The organism is Streptomyces sp. NBC_01408, from assembly GCF_026340255.1.
Lineage (GTDB): Bacteria > Actinomycetota > Actinomycetes > Streptomycetales > Streptomycetaceae > Streptomyces.
Map to the genome: position 1 here is coordinate 4668284 of NZ_JAPEPJ010000001.1, position 19771 is coordinate 4688054.

The 19771-nt window shown below is 74.8% G+C and carries 16 protein-coding genes and 1 pseudogene; 8 read left to right on the plus strand and 9 right to left on the minus strand.

Translation table 11 applies throughout. The features are described from left to right. Positions 1–9 precede the first annotated feature (9 nt). Positions 10–516: a hypothetical protein gene (locus tag OG447_RS21245; protein WP_266938422.1), complete on the plus strand. Its 507-nt coding sequence runs from the start codon at positions 10–12 to the stop codon at positions 514–516. Positions 517–827: 311 nt separating this feature from the next. Here OG447_RS21245 and OG447_RS21250 read toward each other — a convergent pair whose 3' ends face one another. Then, positions 828–1568 carry a maleylpyruvate isomerase family mycothiol-dependent enzyme gene (locus OG447_RS21250; RefSeq protein ID WP_266938423.1) on the minus strand — a complete coding sequence of 247 codons (741 nt, stop codon included), beginning with the start codon at positions 1566–1568 and terminating at the stop codon, positions 828–830. A gap of 37 nt (positions 1569–1605) precedes the next feature. On the opposite strand from OG447_RS21250, the gene OG447_RS21255 reads away from it, so the two are divergent. Both OG447_RS21255 and OG447_RS21260 read left to right on the plus strand, forming a co-directional pair. After that, positions 1606–2262: an alpha-ketoglutarate-dependent dioxygenase AlkB gene (locus OG447_RS21255; RefSeq protein WP_266938424.1), complete on the plus strand. Its 657-nt coding sequence runs from the start codon at positions 1606–1608 to the stop codon at positions 2260–2262. Positions 2263–2305: 43 nt separating this feature from the next. After that, positions 2306–3577 (plus strand): ROK family protein, encoded by a 1272-nt coding sequence (locus tag OG447_RS21260; protein WP_266938425.1) that lies wholly within the window; start codon positions 2306–2308, stop codon positions 3575–3577. A gap of 155 nt (positions 3578–3732) precedes the next feature. Here the strand turns inward: OG447_RS21260 and OG447_RS21265 are convergent, their stop codons facing one another. Further along, positions 3733–4281, minus strand: a complete 549-nt coding sequence (locus OG447_RS21265; RefSeq protein ID WP_266938426.1) for an ATP-binding protein — start codon at positions 4279–4281, stop codon at positions 3733–3735. A gap of 198 nt (positions 4282–4479) precedes the next feature. Between OG447_RS21265 and OG447_RS21270 the strand changes: the two genes are divergently transcribed. Next, on the plus strand, positions 4480–5625 hold the full coding sequence (locus OG447_RS21270) for a PLP-dependent cysteine synthase family protein (RefSeq protein WP_266938427.1): 1146 nt from the start codon (positions 4480–4482) through the stop codon (positions 5623–5625). 98 nt (positions 5626–5723) lie between these two features. After that, positions 5724–6401, plus strand: coding sequence for a hypothetical protein (locus OG447_RS21275; RefSeq protein WP_266938428.1), 678 nt, complete (start codon positions 5724–5726; stop codon positions 6399–6401). Between the two features lie 153 nt (positions 6402–6554). On the opposite strand, the gene OG447_RS21280 is transcribed toward OG447_RS21275, so the two are convergent. Next, complete coding sequence (locus OG447_RS21280) at positions 6555–7043, minus strand: SRPBCC family protein (protein ID WP_266938429.1); 489 nt, start codon at positions 7041–7043, stop codon at positions 6555–6557. 167 nt (positions 7044–7210) lie between these two features. On the opposite strand from OG447_RS21280, the gene OG447_RS21285 reads away from it, so the two are divergent. Then, positions 7211–9865 (plus strand): hypothetical protein, encoded by a 2655-nt coding sequence (locus tag OG447_RS21285; RefSeq protein WP_266938430.1) that lies wholly within the window; start codon positions 7211–7213, stop codon positions 9863–9865. Here OG447_RS21285 and OG447_RS21290 read toward each other — a convergent pair. The 5 genes from OG447_RS21290 to OG447_RS21310 form a co-directional block, all read right to left on the minus strand. Continuing rightward, the gene (locus OG447_RS21290; protein ID WP_266938431.1) at positions 9804–12263 is read right to left on the minus strand and encodes a right-handed parallel beta-helix repeat-containing protein; all 2460 of its coding nucleotides are present in this window, start codon (positions 12261–12263) and stop codon (positions 9804–9806) included. The two genes, OG447_RS21285 and OG447_RS21290, sit on opposite strands and share 62 nt — an antisense overlap. A 114-nt stretch (positions 12264–12377) precedes the next feature. Then, positions 12378–12989, minus strand: coding sequence for a hypothetical protein (locus tag OG447_RS21295; RefSeq protein ID WP_266938432.1), 612 nt, complete (start codon positions 12987–12989; stop codon positions 12378–12380). A gap of 205 nt (positions 12990–13194) precedes the next feature. Next, on the minus strand, positions 13195–14019 hold the full coding sequence (locus OG447_RS21300; RefSeq protein WP_266938433.1) for an MOSC domain-containing protein: 825 nt from the start codon (positions 14017–14019) through the stop codon (positions 13195–13197). Positions 14020–14074: 55 nt separating this feature from the next. Then, positions 14075–14578 (minus strand): DUF6643 family protein, encoded by a 504-nt coding sequence (locus OG447_RS21305; RefSeq protein WP_266938434.1) that lies wholly within the window; start codon positions 14576–14578, stop codon positions 14075–14077. 247 nt (positions 14579–14825) lie between these two features. After that, positions 14826–16004, minus strand: coding sequence for a glycosyltransferase (locus OG447_RS21310; RefSeq protein WP_266938435.1), 1179 nt, complete (start codon positions 16002–16004; stop codon positions 14826–14828). 749 nt (positions 16005–16753) lie between these two features. On the opposite strand from OG447_RS21310, the gene OG447_RS21315 reads away from it, so the two are divergent. Both OG447_RS21315 and OG447_RS21320 read left to right on the plus strand, forming a co-directional pair. After that, the gene (locus OG447_RS21315; RefSeq protein WP_266938436.1) at positions 16754–17545 is read left to right on the plus strand and encodes a glutamate racemase; all 792 of its coding nucleotides are present in this window, start codon (positions 16754–16756) and stop codon (positions 17543–17545) included. A gap of 146 nt (positions 17546–17691) precedes the next feature. After that, on the plus strand, positions 17692–19335 hold the full coding sequence (locus OG447_RS21320) for an ATP-binding cassette domain-containing protein (RefSeq protein ID WP_323181838.1): 1644 nt from the start codon (positions 17692–17694) through the stop codon (positions 19333–19335). Here the strand turns inward: OG447_RS21320 and OG447_RS21325 are convergent. Further along, a pseudogene (locus tag OG447_RS21325) lies at positions 19257–19640 on the minus strand (ADP-ribosylglycohydrolase family protein); the annotation flags it as partial. The gene OG447_RS21320 and the pseudogene OG447_RS21325 sit on opposite strands and share 79 nt — an antisense overlap. Positions 19641–19771: the final 131 nt, after the last annotated feature.

A 19771-nucleotide genomic window follows, 5' to 3' on the forward strand; every position in this document is an offset into this window, starting at 1 on the left:
ATCGTGGGTATGGAGCACTACTGGTACCCGCCGGTCGAGGCGGACCGCATCGACCCGTTCGACAGCGAGCTGGCCGGGCCGCAGTACGTGATCTTCGGCGGCCATCGATCCACCTATGCGTTCGCCGACCCGGCGAAGAGGTACGACGGGCATCTGGCGGAATGGATCCCGATGGGCTACATGATCCTTCGGCATGCGCAGAAGGTGGCTGTCTTCCGTCACGGTGAGGTGGCGCGCGAATGGCCGGGGCTCCACGGCGCCCCGCCCGTCGATCCGCCGGAGACGCCGGCGCGCACGGCGTCGCCCCACGCCGCAACGCTTCGCGAGCTGGCGTCGTCGCACGCCACGTGGCTGCGCAGCGTATGCGGATATCTGGTCAAGACCCCGTCTGGTCCGACGGCGAGCCCTGAGGATGCCTACGACCGCGCTGCCGCGTTCGAGCTGGCGGCCGAGGCCTCCCGGAACGAGGGACGGGCGGCACTCTGGTTCGTCCACACGGCCGAGAACTGGCACTGACCCCGCCGGCGGGGACGGCGACCGGTGATCAGGACGGTGGGGTTGCCGGGTGAGCAGGGGTGTCGACGCCGGCGGCTGCGAACGGCTCGGTCAGCACGCGGTAGTGCGCCTCGGCACACTTTGCGCGTGTGCGGACCACCCTTGCCGCGATGCAGCACACAGCTTTTGCGTCCGAGTGCAGCCCGGTGCGGAACGCATCGAGCTGCACCGCGCGCGGAAGCAGCGTCGAACGGACCGCATGGTCGATCTCGGAGCACTCCCCGACAGCCTCGATGAACTGCGCGGTAGCGGAATCCAGGCACCCCCCGCCGTCAGATCCCCGCCGTCTCGCTCCACAGCCGGGCCAGCGCCAGGTCGCCGGTCACCGCCGGGCCCGTGAGCGGGAGCCGGTTCCACAGGGCCGCGTAGAGCCAGGCCGCCTCGGCGGTCACTTCGCAGTCCGCCGGGTCCGCGTCGCCCCGTACCGTACGGGCGGGTTCCGGCGACAGGTGTACGGTCCACACCGCGCCGGTGTCGGCGGCCCGGACCCGCAGCACCCGGGGCTCCGGGGTCCGCACGAGGCTGCGCGGCCGGGCGTGGAACCCCGTCAGCAGCTCGTCCACCCCGTCCTCCGCGAACCCGGGCTCCACCGGCCCGTACAGCACCCCCAGCGCCGACTCCGCGTCCATCCGGTGCACGGCGGTCTCGTGGGCCTGGCGCCGCGCCCAGAAGGCCAGCGGCGAGGGCGGGGCCGTCGGGAGGAAGGTCCAGCACTGCACATCGGCCTGGGCCCCGGCCAGCGTGCGCACCAGCTCGGCGTGGCCCTCACGGAACCACGCGAACAGCTCCGTACCGGTCAGCTCCGGCGCGTCGGGGAACGGCCCCGGCTCCAGCCGCGCCTCCCCGACGTACGCGGCGGCCCAGCGGTGCACCGAACCGGTGTGCCGCAGCAGGTCGGCGATCCGCCACTGCGGACAGGTGGGAACCAGGGCGTCCGGTCCGGCCTGTTCGGCCAGCTCCGCGAGCAGCCCGCCTTCCCGCTCCAAGGTCTTCAGATAGTCGCTGATCTCCATGCGGCGAGTCTGCCAGCCGGCCCGCGACAATGGAGAGATGGACGGGGAACTCTTTCCGCGCGAGCGGACCGGGATCGCCCCCGGCGCCGTGCACGTGCCCGGCTGGCTCGGGGCCGACCGGCAGCGGGAGTTGCTGGCGGCCTGCCGCGTCTGGGCCCGCCCGCCGGCCGGCCTGCGCACCGTACGCACCCCCGGCGGCGGGGCGATGACCGCCCGGCAGGTGTGCCTCGGGCTGCACTGGTACCCGTACGGCTACGCCCGCACCGCCGTGGACGGCGACGGCGCACCGGTCAAGCCGATGCCGCTCTGGCTCGCCGAACTGGGGCGCGAGGGGGTGGCCGCCGCCTACGGAGAACCCCCGGCGCCCGGCACGGCGGCGTACGACATCGCGCTGATCAACTTCTACGGCGGCGACTCCCGGATGGGCATGCACCGCGACGCCGACGAGAAGTCCGGGGCGCCGGTCGTCTCACTGAGCCTCGGCGACACCTGCGTCTTCCGCTTCGGGAACACGGCCTCGCGTGGCCGCCCGTACCGCGACGTCGAGCTGCGCAGCGGTGATCTCTTCGTCTTCGGAGGTCCGAGCCGACTGGCCTACCACGGGGTGCCGAAGGTCCTGCCGGGCACGGCCCCCCAGGGGCTCGGGCTGACCGGGCGGCTGAACATCACGCTCCGGGTCGGCGGGCTCGGCTGAGCGGCGGCGCCCGGCGGCCTCCGGCCGTGCGAGGATCGAGCTCATGAACGGCAACGGGGCCCCGCCGCGGGTGGGGGATGTGACCACGGTGTCCACTGCTTCCGCGCGGACCAAACTGGAACGGGGCCGCGGCGCGCTCGGCCCGGCGCTGGAGCTCGTCCACACCGGCCGCGCCCCGACCCGGGCGGTCCTGACGGCCGAGCTCGGAGTCACCCGCGCCACGGCCGGGGCCGTCGCCGCCGAACTGGAGGCGCTCGGGCTGATCCGTGTCGACTCCCGGCCCGGCGGCGCGGGCGGCGGCACCCAGGGCCGTCCCTCCCACCGCCTCTCCGTGGACGAGAACGGCCCGGTGGCGCTGGCCGCGCAGGTGCACTCGGACGGCTTCCGGGCCGCCCTGGTCGGTCTCGGCGGCCGGATCGTCGCCACCGCCCCGGGCAAGGTCACCGTCTCCGCCGACCCGGCGCAGGTACTCGGCGCGGTGGTGGAAGCGGGTGCGGAGCTGCTCCAGCAGACCGGCCGCCGCTGTGTCGGCGCGGGGCTCGCGGTGCCCTCGGCCGTCGCCGAACCGGACGGCACGGCCCTGAACCCGCTGCACCTGGCCTGGCCGGCCGGGTCTCCCGTACGGGCGATCTTCGCCGAGTGCGTCAAGGCGGCCGGGATCGACGGCCCCGCCCTGACCGGGAACGACGTCAACCTCGCGGCGCTGGCCGAGCACCGGCACGGGGCGGGCCGCAGCGCCCAGCACCTGCTGTGCGTGGCCACCGGGCACCGCGGCGTCGGCGGGGCGCTGGTACTGGACGGCCGCCTGCACAGCGGGAGTTCGGGCCTGGCCCTGGAGGTCGGCCACCTCACCGTGAACCCGGAGGGGCGCGCCTGCCACTGCGGCAGCCGCGGCTGCCTGGACGTGGAGGCGGACCCGCTGGCCTTCCTGACCGCGGCGGGCCGTACGCCCGGCCCGGAGGTGTCGCTGCTCCAGCAGGCCCGCGACCTGCTGCGCGAGGAGTACGCGCAGCCCGCGGTACGGGCGGCCGCCGAGGAGCTCATCGACCGTCTCGGGCTCGGCCTCGCGGGCCTGGTGAACATCCTGAACCCGGACCGGATCATCCTCGGCGGTCTGCACCGGGAGCTGCTGCACGCCGATCCGGAACGGCTGCGCGCGGTGGTCGCGGACCGGAGCCTGTGGGGGCGCAGCGGGGGCGTACCGATCCTGCCGTGCACCCTGGACCACAACAGCCTGGTCGGCGCGGCGGAGCTGGCCTGGCAGCCGGTGCTCGACGACCCGCTGGGGGCCCTGGGCGCCGCAGCCCAGGTGTAGTGCCGCGGGAGGCCGTGTCCGCGGGCGAGGCCCCCGCCGGCCCGCGCATCGGCGGGCGCCGGGCCGTCACGGCCGGTCCGCGGAGCTGCCCGCTCCCGCGGAGCTGCCCGCTCCCGCGGCGCTGCCCGCTCCCGCGGGGCCCCGCAGGAAGCGGCCTATCCCGGCCTGGCGCCGATCGTCGCGGCCACCGGCAGGGCCGCCGCGGCGGTACCCGGTTCCACGGCGACGAGCACCGCCCGCGCGGGTTCCCGTACGGGCTTGGACCCGCTCGACACCGGGTGCGGCGGCACAGGGGGCGCGGGCTGGGCCCGGAGCGAGAACCAGACCAGCTTGCCCGGACCGTCGGCCTGGTGCCGTGCGCCCCACGCCTCGCTGACTGCTGCGACGAGCGCGAGCCCTCGCCCGCAGGTCTCCAGCGAACCGGGCTGCGTCTCGCGCAGCACGGGGAGCCGGGGATCGCTGTCGAAGACCGAGACCGTGAGCCGCCCGAGGCGGAGCTCGATCTCCACGGTGCAGGTCTTGTCCGGCTGCGCGTGGCGGTGGACGTTGCTGAGCAGTTCCGTCACACCGAGCGCGGCCCGGTCTATGAGCGGATCGAGCTGCCAGTGGCGCAATTGCGCAGAAACGATTCTGCGGATCTGGCCTATCCGCGACGGCAAGGCCTGCAGTTCGACGACGCAGTGCCTGCGGGAATGACTGTTCACGGCTGCGACTCCCCGACATGAGTGTTACGGGTGCTGCACCCTCGGTAATGCTCCACCAGGGTCACCTACGGTGCGCCGCAGTGCAACCGAACGCGATCGAAAGCGTTTCGCATAGGAACCCAAAGTGACTGTTTGTGCAGGTGAGGGAGGTACATTTCGAAAGCAGGGGGCGAAGAAACATACGAAGGAGCACGGCGCATGAGCACGACCCGCACGACCGCCACGACCGGTGCCACCGCCACGACCCTCGACGTAGACCGCAGCGACCCGGACTACCGCGCGTGGCTGAAGGAAGCCGTCCGCAAGGTCCAGGCGGACGCCAACCGCTCCGCCGACACCCACCTGCTGCGCTTCCCGCTCCCCGAGGCCTGGGGCATCGACCTCTACCTCAAGGACGAGTCCACGCACCCGACTGGCTCCCTCAAGCACCGCCTCGCCCGCTCGCTCTTCCTCTACGCCCTCTGCAACGGCTGGGTCCGCCCCGGCCGCCCGGTCATCGAGGCCTCGTCCGGTTCCACCGCCGTCTCCGAGGCGTACTTCGCCAAGCTGATCGGCGTCCCGTTCATCGCCGTCATGCCGCGCACGACCAGCCCGGAGAAGTGCCGCCTCATCGAATTCCACGGCGGCGAATGCCACTTCGTGGACGACCCGATGAAGATGTACGAGGAGTCGGCGGAGCTCGCGGCCCGCACCGGCGGGCACTACATGGACCAGTTCACCTATGCCGAGCGGGCCACCGACTGGCGCGGCAACAACAACATCGCAGAATCGATTTACCAGCAGCTGCGCCTGGAGCGTTACCCCGAACCCTCCTGGATCGTGGCGACCGCCGGTACCGGCGGCACCTCCGCGACCATCGCGCGCTACGTGCACTACATGCAGCACGACACCCGCCTGTGCGTCCCCGACCCGGAGAACTCCTGCTTCTTCGACGGCTGGACCCAGCACGACCCGCACGCGAGCAGCGACTGCGGGTCGCGCATCGAGGGCATCGGCCGGCCGCGGATGGAGCCGAGCTTCGTCCCGGGCGCCATCGACCGGATGATGAAGGTCCCGGACGCGGCGAGCGTCGCCGCCTGCCGTGCGCTGGAACAGGCCATCGGACGCAAGGCGGGCGGCTCGACCGGCACCGGCCTGTGGAGCGCCCTGAAGATCGTCTCGGAGATGGCGGCGGCGGGCCGCAAGGGCAGTGTCGTCACCCTGCTGTGCGACCCGGGCGACCGCTACCTCGACAAGTACTACTCCGACGAGTGGCTGGCGGCGCAGGGGCTCGACATCGCCCCGTACACCGCCACCCTCGAAACGCTCCTGACGACCGGGGTCTGGCGCGAGCCCGCGGCCTGACCCGCCTTCCCGTCGTACGGGGTGAACTGCCCCTGGCCGGACCGGAGTCGGCTGGCTACGCTGTGCCGACTCGTGAACGCGCCGGAGCGGGGGAAGCCATGGCGGGCAGTGACGACGGCGGGGCGCACCCGGCGAAGGCCCAGGACGGCGGGCCTACGGCATGGACCGGGCCGGCGGTCTGTCCGCGCTGCGGGCGGGCGGACCAGGTGCTGGGCGTCCCGGCCGCCTACCTCGCCGCGAAGGCCACCCACCGGGAGGAAACCGGTACCGGTGACGAGAAGAAGGTCACGGTCAGCGAGGAGAACTCGGCACTGGCGGGCGCCCTCGCCGCCGCCCCTCCCGAGCCCTCGGACGAAAGCACCGGCTGCTGGGCGGGGGCGTTGATGCTGACGGCGGTCGGCAGCTTCATCTGGGGCGCCATCGCCGGGAAGTGGTTCGACCGGGACGGCGCTCGGCGGCTCGTGGAGACGGGCAACGGCGACGGCCGCTTCGTGGCGGACCCGTCCTACGTCTTCCTGGGGTGGATCTCGGGGACCTCGCTGGTCCTGGGCCTCCTGCTGATCCTCATCCTGAACCGGACCGCCGCGGTGTGGCGCCGGCGCACCGAACCCGGCCGGGACGAGGCCGACCGTGTCTGGTCCGCCGGCTGGTACTGCGGCCGGTGCGGCTCGGTGCACTTCTCGCTCGGCCGGTCGATGACCCTGCGGGAGTTCCGGGCGCGGGTGTGGTCGGCGGGCGGCTACGGGGATCTGGCCGCGAAGCACCCGGCCCTCTGACGGCCCGGCCGCGGGCCCGTCGGACCGGGCCCGTCGGACCGGGCCCGGCCGTGCGGGGCCCGTTCCGCTGTGCCCGGCCGCGCGGGGGCTCGCTCTGCCGTGTCCGGGCGGTACGGGCCCGTGGTGCCGTGTCCGGCAGGGTGCCGTCTTCGGCTATTGGTCCGCCCGGCGCCGTACGGCCAGCCGCCCGTCCAGCGTACGGACCGCCGTACGGAAGGAGTGGCCCAGGCCCGGGCGGAAGGCGGTCAGGGCGAGCCGGAAGGGGGTCGGCCCGTCCGCGGCGAAGGTCCAGCGGACGTGCGTGCCCGACCCGGCCGACGTCAGCCGCCACTCCTCCAGCAGGGCGCGGACTCCGGGGGCGTTGGTCTCGTCGACCCGGTAGGCGTACCGCTGCTCGGGATCCGCCGCCATGATCGTCTCCTGGAAGCGGACCCCGCCCAGCAGCTTGATCTCGCGGCCCGCGCCGCCATGGGTGGGCCGGGCCAGGGTGACCGCCCTGAACCACCGCGGCCAGCCCTCGACCTCCTCGGCCAGGGCCCGGTAGACGGCCTCGGGCGGCGCCTTCATCTCGGCCGTGAAGACCAGGCGGATCGGCGCGTCCTCGGCGAAGTCCAGCCCCACCGGGCGGAGTCGGCGAGCCATGGCTTACCCCCTGGGGTGATGTGCGGAGAGCGAATGCGGGCCACCATAACTGGCTGTCCGTCAGATGTCCGCTCCAGAGGCTGAATTCGCCTCGAGGGACTGGTTCGGCCGTCCGTCGCGGGGGATGCTGGAACCGCGCCGAAACCGCCCCGCGAGCGGAGCCCGCAGTGCCGGACACCCCAGACAGCAGCCAGGGCACCCCAGACTGCCCGAGCACCCCAGACCACCCGACCCCCGAACACAGCCCAAACCTCCAGGACAGCCCGAGCCCCGGACACCACCCGACCCCCGAACACAGCCCAAACCTCCAGGACAGCCCGAGCCCCGGACACCGCCCGAGTCCCGAACACAGCCCAAGCCCCCAGGACAGCCCGGCAGTCGTCACCCCCCGGCGCCCCGCGCCGCCCCTCGCCCTCGAACTCCTCGTCCACGGCGTCGGCGGCACCACCCCCGGCGAGATGCTCGGCGACCCCCGCACCGTCCGCGTCACCGGGGACTCCACCGCCGCCGTCTTCCGCCGCACCGACGACGCCGACGCCGAGACCCACCCCGAGCGGTACGCCGGCCGGCCCGTCCCCGAGGCCTACTGCTGGTTCCGGCTCACCTCCGGCAACGGCACGCGCGCGCTGTGGCTGCTGCTCCTGCCCTTCATGGTCGTCAACCTCGCCCACTGGGCCCGCCCGGCCACGCCCGCCGCCCGCCCGGCACGCCGCGCGGTGCGCACGTACGGGGTGCTCGTACGGATCCTCGCCCTCAGCCTCACCCTGCTCCTGGTCTCCGCCGCCTGCGAGGTCGCGCTCGACCTGGTCGCCTGGCAGTGCGCGGGCTCCGGCGGCTGCATCGGCTCCCGCTCCTGGCTCTCCTTCCTCTCCGACGGCGGCTGGTGGTCCCAGCCCGGCCGCCGCCTCGCGCTGGGCGCGCTCGTCCCGGCGGCCCTGACCGGACTGCTCTGGTACCTGTCGAACCGCACCTGGAGCGCCTACGAATCGCAGCCGCCCCCCGCGGGCGCCGCTGACCCGGACGCCGCCGACCCGGGCTCCACCACACCCGGCGCCGCCGATCCGGACACCGCCCCCGGCAGCGTCGGCGAGGGCGTGCCCGCGCTCGGCCGCCCCGGGTTCTGGTACGGGCGCAGGCTCGTGGCCCGGCTGCGCGCCGCGCACACCGCCGCCGGGCTGCTCACCGTCGCCGCGGCCGTGGCCGTACCCACCGCCCGCTACGACCGCCGGGCCGACGCCCCCGTACTCGAAGCCGTGGGCTGGGCGGTGGAGGTGCTGCTCGCCGCCGGGGCCCTCGCGGTGGCCTGGGTCGTCTGCCGCCGCGGCCGTACCGAGGCCCGGGCCGACCACCACCTCGACCGGGCCGCCGTCACCCTGCTGCCCGGAGCCGCCCTCGGCCTCCTCGTCGCCGTCCTCCTGTACGCCGGCTGGTCGCGCCCCGGCTGGACCTCCGCCGGGCGGCTCCCCGGCGACTTCGCCTTCGGCGCGCTCATGCTCGGCCAGGGCCTCGGCGTACTCGCCCTCGCCGCCGTCGCCGCACACCTGCACCGCCGGGCGCCCGACCCGGCCGCCGCCCTGCGCGGCCTCGGCGGGCCCGCCATCGCCATGCTGGGCTGCGCGCTCGGCGGAGTGATGTCCGGCGGGGTCGCCCAGCGCGTCGCCGACTGGCTCGACGGGGGCGCCACCCCCGGAATGGCGGGCGCCCCGCTGCCCGGGCCGCCCGTGCTGCTGTCCTGGCAGGCCGCCGTACTGCCCCCGCTGCTCCTCGTACTGGCCCTGCTCGCCGCCTGGTTCGTGGTGCGCGGCGCCCTCGTCCGGCGCCGACTGGCCGGGAGCGTGGCCGCCGAGTACCCGGGTGAGCGGCCGGACGCGGCCCGCAGCCGGCGGATCGCCGGAGCCCGGGCCGCCGCCGCGCTCACCGATTCCGCGCCCTGGTTCGTGGCGGCCGTCTCCGGGATCACCCTGCTCCTCGGCGCGGGCGCCCTCGCCGGGGCCCGGCTCAGCGGAGAGGTCCCGGGGGAGGCCGCCCGCGGCGCCCACCCGCTGCTGGAGGCCGCCGCCCGCGCCGCGCAGGACGCCGGGTCCTGGCTCATCGGCTTCGGGTTCGTGCTGTTCGTCGCCTGGGGCCGGCGCGCCTACCGGGACCCCGCGGCCCGCCGAACCATCGGCATCCTGTGGGACGTCGGCACCTTCTGGCCGCGCGCCGCGCACCCCTTCGCGCCGCCCTGCTACGCCGAGCGGGCCGTCCCCGACCTGACCTGGCGGATGGCCGGCTGGACCGGCCGCACCGGCGGCCGCCTGGTGATCTCCGGCCACTCCCAGGGAAGCGTGCTCGCGGCGGCCGCCGTCTGGCAACTGCCGCCGCCCGTCCGCCGCAGGGTCGCCCTGCTCACCTACGGCTCCCCGCTCAGCCGGCTCTACGGACGCTGGTTCCCCGCCCACTTCGGGCCCGGGCCGCTCTCCGTGCTCCACCGGGAGGTCGACTGCTGGCGCAACCTGTGGCGGGCCACCGACCCCATCGGCGGCCCGGTGCTCCACGGCACCCCCGAGGGCGTGGACCGCGGCCCGCTCGCCGACCCGGTCGCCTACGGGCGCAGCGCCCGCCATCCGCTGCCCGCCCCGATCCTCGGCCACTCCGACTACCAGGCGGACCCCGCGTTCGCCGCCGAACGCGACGCCCTGCTCGCCCGGTTGGACGCGGCCGCACGGGCCGGCGTACCGGATGTACCGGATGTACCGGGTCAGCGGCCCGGCGTCGGCGTCAGCAAGGAGCCGGCAGGGCGGCGGGCAGCGCCGGCAGATCCGCCGGGAACAGCAGGGTGAGCTCGTCCGTGCCCGGCTCCGACAACTGCGCCACCCGCCCCGCGTGCCGCTCGACCATCGACTCGAAGGTCTGGCGCGCGGTGCGGCCGTTGCCGAAGGCCGGGCCCTTGGGCAACTCCGTGAAATAGGCCAGCAGCGCCTCGGCCGTGCCGTCGCCGAGCCGGTACTCGTGCTCCTCCGCCTGCTGCTCCACGATCCGCAGCAGCTCCTGCGGACCGTAGTCGCCGAAGGTGATGGTCCGGGAGAAACGCGAGGCCACACCCGGGTTGACGGTCAGGAAGCGGTCCATCTCCGCCGTGTACCCGGCGACGATCACCACCACGGCGTCCCGGTGGTCCTCCATCAGCTTCACCAGCGTATCGATGGCCTCGCGCCCGAAGTCCCGGCCCGAGTCCTCCGGGGCCAGGGCGTACGCCTCGTCGATGAACAGGACCCCGCCGCGTGCCCGCTCGAAGGCCTCCTGCGTGCGGATCGCCGTGGACCCGATGTGCTCGCCGACCAGGTCCACCCGCGAGACCTCGACGAGGTGCCCGCGCTCCAGCACCCCGAGGGAGGCGAGGATCTCCCCGTACAGCCGGGCGACCGTGGTCTTGCCGGTGCCGGGGGAGCCCGTGAAGACCAGATGGCGGCGCACCGAGGCCGCCTTGAGCCCCGCCTGCTGCCTCCGCCGGCCCACCTCGATCATGTCGGTCAGCGCGCGCACCTCGCGCTTCACGCTCTCCAGGCCGACCAGCGCGTCGAGCTGGCCGAGCACCTCGCCGGAGCCCCGCGCGGTCCCCTCCGCCGCCGGGCCGTCCGGCAGGTCCGCGGGCCGCGGCGATGGCATGTCCGCCGCCGGTACGGGGCTCTGTGCCGCGGTGACGGTACGGATCGCCGTCTGCGCCCCGGCGAACGCGCCGCCCGAGGCGGCCTGGGCTGCCAGCCGCGGCCCGGACTCGTCGGATGTGCACTCTTGCGCGAGGGGCCCGTCCTCCGCGAACTCGTAGCCCCCGCGCGCGCAGCGCTCGGTGTGGCAGCGCGTCAGCGTGGTGCGGCAGCCGTCGAGGACGTGGAAGCCGAAACCGGAACTGCCCGTGACCCGGCAGGCGGTGAAGGTGCCGCGGCCGCCCGCCGACACGTAGAACCCGGCCTCGGCGGGGGAGCTGACCGTGCACCGCTCCAGGGACGGATCGGCGCCCTTGGTGACGATCACGCCGGTCTGTACAGCGTCGATGGTGCAGTTGGCGAGGGTGCCGCCGCTGCCGTGGTCGCGGAACCAGGCGCCCGTGGCCGCCTCCCGGATCCGGCAGTCGTCGAGCTGGGCGGTGGCCCCGTCGCTCACCGAGACGGCCGTGTTGCGCACTTGGGACAGGTCGCTGTCGACCACGTCGGCCCGCGAACCGCGATCCAGTACGAACACCGCGTCCGGCACGTCGTGGACCCGGCAGGAGTCCAGCGAGGCGGTGGCCCCGTCGCTGATCCACACCGCCGGGTAGTCGCCCGTACTGTCGTGGATCTCGCAGGAGTCGGCGTCGACCCGGGTGCCCGGGTCCCACACCGACAGCCCGTTGCGGCCGAACCGGCGCACCGTGGTGCGGCTGAGGGTGAGCACCGAACGGGAGCGCAGGTCCACCGCGTTCTCCGGGATGTCGTGGATGTCGCAGCCCGCCAGCATCAGCACCGCGTCCGTGTCGAGGGTGACCCCGTCCGCCGAGGTGCGGTGCACCGCGCAGTCCGTCAGCCGGGCCGTGGCCCGCGCCGCGATCTGCACGCCGGTGCCCTTGATCTCGTACACCTCGCAGCCCAGCGCCTCCAGGCCCGAGCCCTCACCGGTGACCCCGATGCCCGCGCCCGTGGCGTGGTGGACCCGGCAGCGCTCCAGCCGCGGGTGCCCGCCACCGCGGACCGAGACCCCGGCCTGCCCGGCGGCCACCACCTCGCACTCCTCGAACACTCCGCCGCCGCCGTCCAGTACGGCGATGCCGACCCCGGTCGGGTTCTCCACCGTGCACCGCCGCACCAGGGGCCGGGCACCGCTGCCCCGGACCTCGATCCCGGCCGACGAGCGGGTGTGCACCCGCAGATCGGTCAGTTCCGGAGCGCCGTCCTCGACGAGCAGCGCGGGCGCCGCCCGGTCCTGGCCCTCCAGGTGCAGGTCCTGGACCACGGCCGAGGCACGCACGGTCAGCGGGACCCCGTCGAGCGGGGCGATGCGCACCGACCCGAGGCCGCCCTCGGGGCCGCGCAGGGTGACGGCGTGGTGCAGCACCAGGTTCTCCCGGTAGGTGCCTGGGGCGATCGACAGGACGTCCCCGTCTCCCGCGACGGCCAGCGCTGCGGTCAGCGTCGGATACTCACCGGAGCGGCGCCGCCACCGCGACGTCCCGCCGTGCGTCACCTGGACCGTGCCCTGAGCCATGGTGCTGTCGTGCCCCCACCCTCGTACTCGCGCTGTCGAAGCGACCGGAGCCGCCCGAAGCCGACTGATCTGCCCGTCCCACCGTAGCGCGCGCGGGGCCGGTGAGTTGCCAGGTCAGCTGCCCGCGCCCGCCCGGCCCCAGTCCGGCCCGGCCGCCGCCCACGCGCGGTCCAGACATATGTACCGCTGATGCATGAGCCGGCGTACGACCAGCCGCCGGACCGTCTCCACCAGCGCGGCCGCGCAGATCGCGGCGGCCACGCCCGCCATCCCGGCGTGGAGGGAGGCGGCGGCCGGGTCCAGCGGCTGCCCCACCACCCGGCCGTTGGTGTCGGTCCATATCCGGAACCGCTCGCCCGGATACGGGGGTTCCTCCGCGGCCGGCACCGTGCCCTCGTGGCTGCTGCCGTCGGGCGCGGTCCAGGCGGCCACGATCTGTGTGCGCTGCGGGGCCTGCTGCCGGGCCGCAGGGTCGGCGGACGCCTCCGCGAGCGCCCCGGGGGCCTGCCGGACCACCGTCGCCGGGACGAGGTAGCGCTCGTGCCGCTGCTCGCGCGCGGCCCGCTGCAAGGTCCCGTCCACCTGGAGTCCCGCGAGGCAGCCCACGGCCGGGGCCACCACCAGGACGCACACGAGAGCGGCGAACGCCACCCACGCCTCGAAAAGATCGGTCGGTCGGCGCAGCGCATTGCGCCGCCAACGCCACACACCCATTGCTGTCCGCACGGTCCGGCTCCCCCTCGCCCCCGTCTGCCTCTGTGGTCACCCGGTCCGGTGCGTGGTCACTGCACCTTCCCGGCATGCACTCCCATGACGCGTCATGAGTGTGCACCCGTCTCGGATGATCCAACGGCCTGGTCGTGCACGTTGGTTCCAGCCGCAGTCGAGAGCCCCTCGAAGGTGTCATTCCAGTGGGGCGGTCCGGGGTGAGTCATCCCAGGACGCGGACTTCGTCCCCCACCCGCACCGTTCCCAGCCGCACCGGCACCAGCTGCCGTCCGAACGCCAGTGACTTGCCGATCCGCCGGTGCCGGGCGAGCGTCGCCAGCGGCTCCCTGCCCCGCTGCGCGGTGCTCTGGTCGGTGGTGGTGACGATGCACCGGCTGCACTCGCGGGCGCCACGGAAGACGGCGTCGCCGATCGCGAGGCGTCCCCAGCCGTCCTCCGCCCAGGCCTCGGCGCCGGAGACCACCACATTGGGCCGGAACCGGTTCATCGGCAGGGGACCCTCCTCGGGGTGGTCCCCCTGCGCGATCAGCGAGTTGAGCGCGTCCAGCGAGGCGAGGGTGGTGAGCAGCAGCGGATAGCCGTCGGCCAGGCTCACCGTCTCACCCGGGAGCGCGTAGGCCGGGTCCACGGGCCGGCGGACGGCCGGGTCGTCCAGGTGCACGAGCCGCGCCGGCACCCCGAGGTAGTCGCTGAACCAGTCGGCCGCGGCACTCGCCGCGGCCACCGTCTCGATCTTCTTGCCGAACAGCAGGACCGGCTCCAGCGGCCCCGGCCCGGGCACCTCCACGACCAGTCCGGCCATGCCCGGCGCGGACACCGCGATCCCGCCGTCCCCCGCCGGCCGGGCCGCCGCCAGCGCCAGGCGCGGCTGCTGGCGCTGCGTGATGACCGCGCCCCCGGCGTCGACCAGCGCCCACCGCCGGTCCCCGGACAGGCCCCAGGGCTCCACGGCCACCTCGTCGGGAGCGGTTCCCGCTACCGACTTGACGGGATGCACGTGGAGCGCCCGGACATACAAGTTCGCCATGGGGGCATACTGCCAGCCGCCCCCGTGGCCTCCCCGGTAGGCAGCAGCGGATCCGTCAGTAGCCGCGCCCCTGGTAGGGGCGGCCGTACGGGTCCTCGTACGAGGCGGCGGGGACCTGCGCCGGAGCCTGCATCGGACGCGGAGCGGCCGGGCGCATGGCCTCGTACCCGGTGCCCGCGGGGACCGGGCGAGGCTGCTGCGGATGGGGCTGCGGCGCGTATCCCCCGCGGGCCGCGAGCGGCTGCTGCTGAGGGATGTACGGCGCGGGCGCATGCTGCAGCGGCATCGGCGCGGCCTGCTGCTGGTACGGGTAGCCGTACGCCGGGGCCTGCTGCTGCTGCGGCATCGCCGGGGGCAGCGCGGGCAGGGCCGAGGCGAGGGCCGGCAGGTACCCACCGCTCGAATACCCGGCACTCGGGGAGTCGTACGCGGCGGGGACGCGGATCGGGGCGATCTGCGGAGTGCCGCGTTCGGCGACGAGGGAGTCGTAGATGGGGGTGTCCGGGAAGGAGGGCGCGGAGTAGTAACCGCCGCCATAAGTGGAGCGGGGGGAGGTCATGGGACCTAAGTTAAGCCCACGACTTCACCGGGTCCATAGCGAGGTGTCGCCAACACCCCCCTGACCTGCATATTCGCAGGTCAGGACCTCAGCTTTCACTTGACGTTCACGTGCACGATTTCACCACTTCCACCCCAGCTTGTTCGTACTCGTACTCATCGGTTGTGTGGTGCACCGACTTCTTGCTGACGCAGCGTCACAATGCGGTGACCTCGGATGACGCTGCTTCGGGCAGCAGTTCACCGTTTCAGGCGTCGCTGGGGCGGGCATAGGTACGGCCCTTCCAGGCCGCGCCGCGCCCCCGGTAGTGCTGGACGGCCGAATCGACGGTCATCAACAGGTACAGCAGCGCGGTGAACGGAAGCAGCGGAGCGAGCACGGCGGGCTGCCGGTAGTGGCGCACCATCGGCAGGTACGTGCCGGCCATCAGCAGCCAGGCCAGGCCGCCGGCCCAGGCGACGTCCGGCCGGCCAGCCGCCAGCCCGGCGAAGAGCGCCACCGGCGGCACGAGGTAGACGAGCACCAGCCCGGCCACCGTCCCCGCCAGCAGGAGCGGCTGGTGGCGCAGTTGGGCGTACGCGCTGCGCGAGACCATCCGCCACAGGTCCGCGAGCGCGGGGTACGGGCGCACGCTGTCCACCCGCTCCGCCAGCCCGAGCCAGATGCGGCCGCCCGAGCGCTGGACCGCGCGGGCGAGCGAGACGTCGTCGATGACGGCCTGGCGGATGGAGTCGGGCACGCCCGCCCGGACGGCCGCCTCGGTGCGCAGCAGGACGCAGCCGCCCGCGGCCGCGGCGGTGCGGGAGCCGGGGCGGTTGATCCGGCGGAAGGGGTACAGCTGGGCGAAGAAGTAGACGAACGCCGGTACGACGAGCCGTTCCCACGGGCTGACCGCACGGAGCCGGGCCATCTGGGAGACGAGGTCGAGGTCGGCGGAGGTGGCGGCGGCCACCAGTTCGCGGAGGCTGTCGGGCTCGTGCGCGATGTCGGCGTCGGTGAGGAGGAGGTAGTCGGGCTCGCCGGCGTGCGCGGAACGGGCGAGGGCGATGCCGTGGCGCAGCGCCCAGAGCTTCCCGGTCCAGCCGGGGGCGGGGTCGCCGGGGGAGACCACGGTGAGGGGCAGCCCGGGCTGCTCGCGGGACAGCCGCAGCGCCAGGTCGCCGGTGCCGTCCGAACTGCCGTCGTCGACCAGGATCACCTCGGCCTCGCCGGGATAGTCCTGGGCGATGAGGGAGGGCAGGCTGTACGGGAGCACCGCGGCCTCGTCCCGGGCGGGGACGACGATCGCGACGGACGGCCAGCGGGCCGGGGCGGTACGGGGCGGCAGGCGGACGTCGGTGCGCCAGAACATGCCCTGGGCGAGGGTGAGCCAGAGCCAGGCGGCGAGGGAGGCGTAGGCCGCGCAGGCGGCGAGGAGAGGGCCCATGGCGGCAGTGTGCCGGGCCCCGTGACACCTGTCGCGCATCCCGCCCGGCCGGGCCCTGTCGGGCGTGCGGGGGGTGCGGTGCCGTTGCTGGGGCTCTGCCCCAGGCCCCGCGCCTCAATCGCCGGCGGGGCTGGGTTTGGCCTTGGCCCTGGCGGGGGCTTGGCGGGGTGTGGGTCGGTGCCGCTCCGGAGCGTCTCCTCGGCTCGCGCACTGAGCCCCGGCTACGCATGCCCGGCCTGGGTTGCGCGCTCGTCCTGCGGGGACTCTCCTGCGCGACCCCGCCCCACGCCCGGGCTTCGGAAGCGGAGCCTGGCGGTGGTGGGGGTGGGCGTAGCCGTGGTGGAGGGGAGTGGGGACGCGCAGGGTTGTCCCCGCAGGACGAGCGCGCAACCTGGGCCGAGGACGTCGGGTCGGGCTCAGTGCGCGAGCCGAGGAGACAACCCGGAGCGGCCCCGCGGACCGACCCCACCGACCAGGCCCCGGCGCAGCCGAACCGCACTCCGCCAGGGTCCGGCCGGGCTGGGGTGCGCCCCCGGGCTCGGGGGCGGTGGCTTCGTGGGGTGGGGCAATCCGGGTCTGCCGCCTGGCGCGCCCCTGCTCACGTGGCTGCGCCCGGCGAAGTTCGTCTGGCGGGCCGGCCGGCCGGGGCCGTGCGCGGTGCTGGCGGCGGGGGCTTCCGGTGGGGGCCGGTGGACCCGCGTGGGGCGGAGTCGGGCGGGTTCGGCGGGGGCTTCGACTAAGGTGGCCGGGTGAAGATCGCGCTCATGGACTCCGGAATCGGCCTCCTCGCGGCGGCCGCCGCGATGCGGCGGCTGCGGCCGGACGCCGATCTGCTCCTCTCCTCCGACCCCGACGGGATGCCCTGGGGTCCGCGGACCCCCGCTTCGCTCACCGAGCGGGCGCTCGCCGTCGCCAAGGCCGCCGCACCGCACCGGCCGGACGCGCTGATCGTGGCCTGCAACACCGCCACCGTGCACGCCCTGCCGACCCTGCGGGCGGAACTGGAGCCCGTGATCCCGGTCATCGGCACCGTCCCGGCGATCAAGCCCGCCGCGGCCGCGCGCGGCCGCGTGGCCATCTGGGCCACCCCCGCGACCACCGGCAGCCCCTACCAGCGCGGCCTGATCCGTGACTTCGCCGCCGGGGTCCCGGTCACCGAGGTGCCCTGCCCCGGGCTCGCCGAAGCCGTGGAGGCCGCGGACCAGACCGCCGTCGCCACCGCCGTGGCCGCGGCCGCCGCGCTGACCCCCGCCGATGTCACCGACGTGGTGCTCGGCTGCACGCACTACGAGCTGGTCGAGGACCCCATCCGCGCCGCCCTGGCCGCGCGGACCGGGGGCGCCGGCCTCGTCTTCCACGGGTCCGCCGAGGCCGTCGCCGTACAGGCGCTGCGCCGCATCGGCGCGGCACCCGAGCCCGGCCTGCCCGCCACCGGCACGCTGACCGTCCTGCGCAGCGGCCGGCACGAGGACCTCCCGGCCGCGGCCCTCAGCTATGCGGAGGGCCGACTGCTCGCGGGACAGGGCGCGGTCGTCGCGTAACACCTGACCCCCACTGGCGAGACGAAACGTCTTGCGGGATTCGCGTGGATTGATTACTGTCGAGGTGCGAGACGGACCGTATCGTCTTGCCTCTTTGTCCCCGGCCTGAGGAATTGCCCTTGCGTGCTCCACTCGCCTCCCGCCAGATCGTCCTGTCCGAGGTCGCCAAGAGCTACGACACCCGTGTCGTCCTGGACCGCGTCAGCTTCACGGTCCGGCCCGGCGAGCGGGTCGGAGTCGTCGGCGACAACGGCTGCGGAAAGTCCACCCTGCTCCGACTCCTCGCCGGACGCGAACGGCCCGACCACGGCGAGGTCACCGTCACCGCGCCCGGCGGCCTCGGCCATCTCGCGCAGACCCTCGACCTCCCGCCGGCCGCCCGCGTCGGCGACGCGATCGACCTCGCGCTCGCCGGGCTGCGCGCCCTGGAACGCCGGATCCGGGCCGCCGAAGCCCGCCTGCGCGAAGCGGATCCCGAGGAACTCGCCGCGTACGGGGACCTCCTCGCCGCCTACGAGGCGCGCGGCGGCCGCGACGCCGGACGCCGCGTCGCGACCACCCTGCGCCGCCTCGGCGAACGCGCCGCGCTCGACCCCGACCGCCCCCTCGGCACCCTGTCCGGCGGGCAGCGCTCCCGGCTCGCCCTCGCGGCGACCCTCGCCGCCGAACCCGAACTGCTGCTCCTCGACGAACCCACCAACGACCTCGACGACGAAGCCGTCGGCTGGCTGGAGGAGCGGCTGCGTGCCCACCGGGGCACCGTCGTGGCCGTCACCCACGACCGGATCTTCCTCGACCGGGTCACGACCGCGATCCTGGAGGTGGACGGGGACCGCCGTACGGTACGCCGCTACGGCAACGGCTACGCCGGCTTCCGCACCGCCAAGGCGGCCGAACGGGCCCGCTGGGAGCGGGAGTACGAGGAGTGGCTGGAGCAGGTCCGCGACGCCGAGCGGCTTGCCGACACCAACATCGCTCGGTTCGCCGGGATCCCCCGGAAGCTGCCCCGCGGGTTCAGCGGGGCGGGCGCCTTCCGGGCCCGTTCCCGGACCCACGGCGCGGCCGGCCGGATCCGCACGGCCCGGGAACGGCTGCACCGGCTGACCGAGCACCCCGTTCCGCCGCCGCCGCGCCCGGTCACCTTCACCGGGCGGTTCACCTCGGGCTCCGCCGCGGTGGTGGAGCTGGCCGCGGCGGCCGTGCCGGGACGCCTGGCGCCGCTCTCCCTGCGCCTCGAACCGGGCGAGCGGCTGCTGGTCACCGGCCCCAACGGGGCGGGGAAGTCAACCCTGTTGCGGCTGCTCGCCGGTGAACTGGAGCCCGTCCAGGGCCTCGTACGGACGGCACGGCGGGTGGGGATCCTGCGGCAGGACGACCCGTGGGCGCGCGAACGGCGCGACGTGGCCGCGGCGTTCGGCGAGGAGTACGCCGACCGGGTCGCCACTCTCGGGCTGCTCGCACCCGGCGATCTCGGCAAGCCGGTACGCGCCCTCTCGGCCGGCCAGCGCCGCAAGCTGGAGCTGGCCCGGCTGGTGGCGGGGCCGCTCGACCTGCTGTTGCTGGACGAGCCGACCAACCACCTGGCCCCGGCCGTGGTGGAGGAACTGGAGGCGGCACTGGCCCGCTTCGAGGGCACCCTGGTACTGGTCACCCACGACCGGCGGCTGCGCGCGGCCTTCCGGGGCCGCCGTCTGGAGCTCGCCCCCGGGCGTCAGCCGGAGCCCGAAGCGGCGTCGGAAGCGGAAGCGGCGCCTGAAGGGGAAGCGGCGCCGGCCGCCGCGAGCCGCTGAGCCAGTTCGCGCAGGTCGTCCGCGTCCAGGACCCGGTCCCCGAAGCCCGGCAGCGGCACGTGCAGCGGGTCCGTCCAGTGCCGAGGCACCGCTCCCTGGCCGTACCGGGCCCCGGCCAGTGTTCCCGTCACCGCCGCCACCGTGTCGGTGTCCCCGCCCAGGTCCACGGCGGCCCGCACGGCCTCCGCGAACCCGGTGGTCGTCCGCAGCGCCCACACCGCCGAGCCCAGACACGGCCAGACCGCCCCGTTGAACTCGGTGGCCAGGTCCGGGTGCCAGTCGGGGGTTAGACGAGTAAGTCCGAAGTGGCGTCTGCGGGGAGGTGCCAGGCACGCGCGTCTGCGGCGTTGTCGTTGGTCGCCGACGCTCCGCGTCGACTCCCTCCTCCGCCTTGCAGCCGCACGCGCCTGGCACCTCCCCGCCCGCCCTGCGGGCG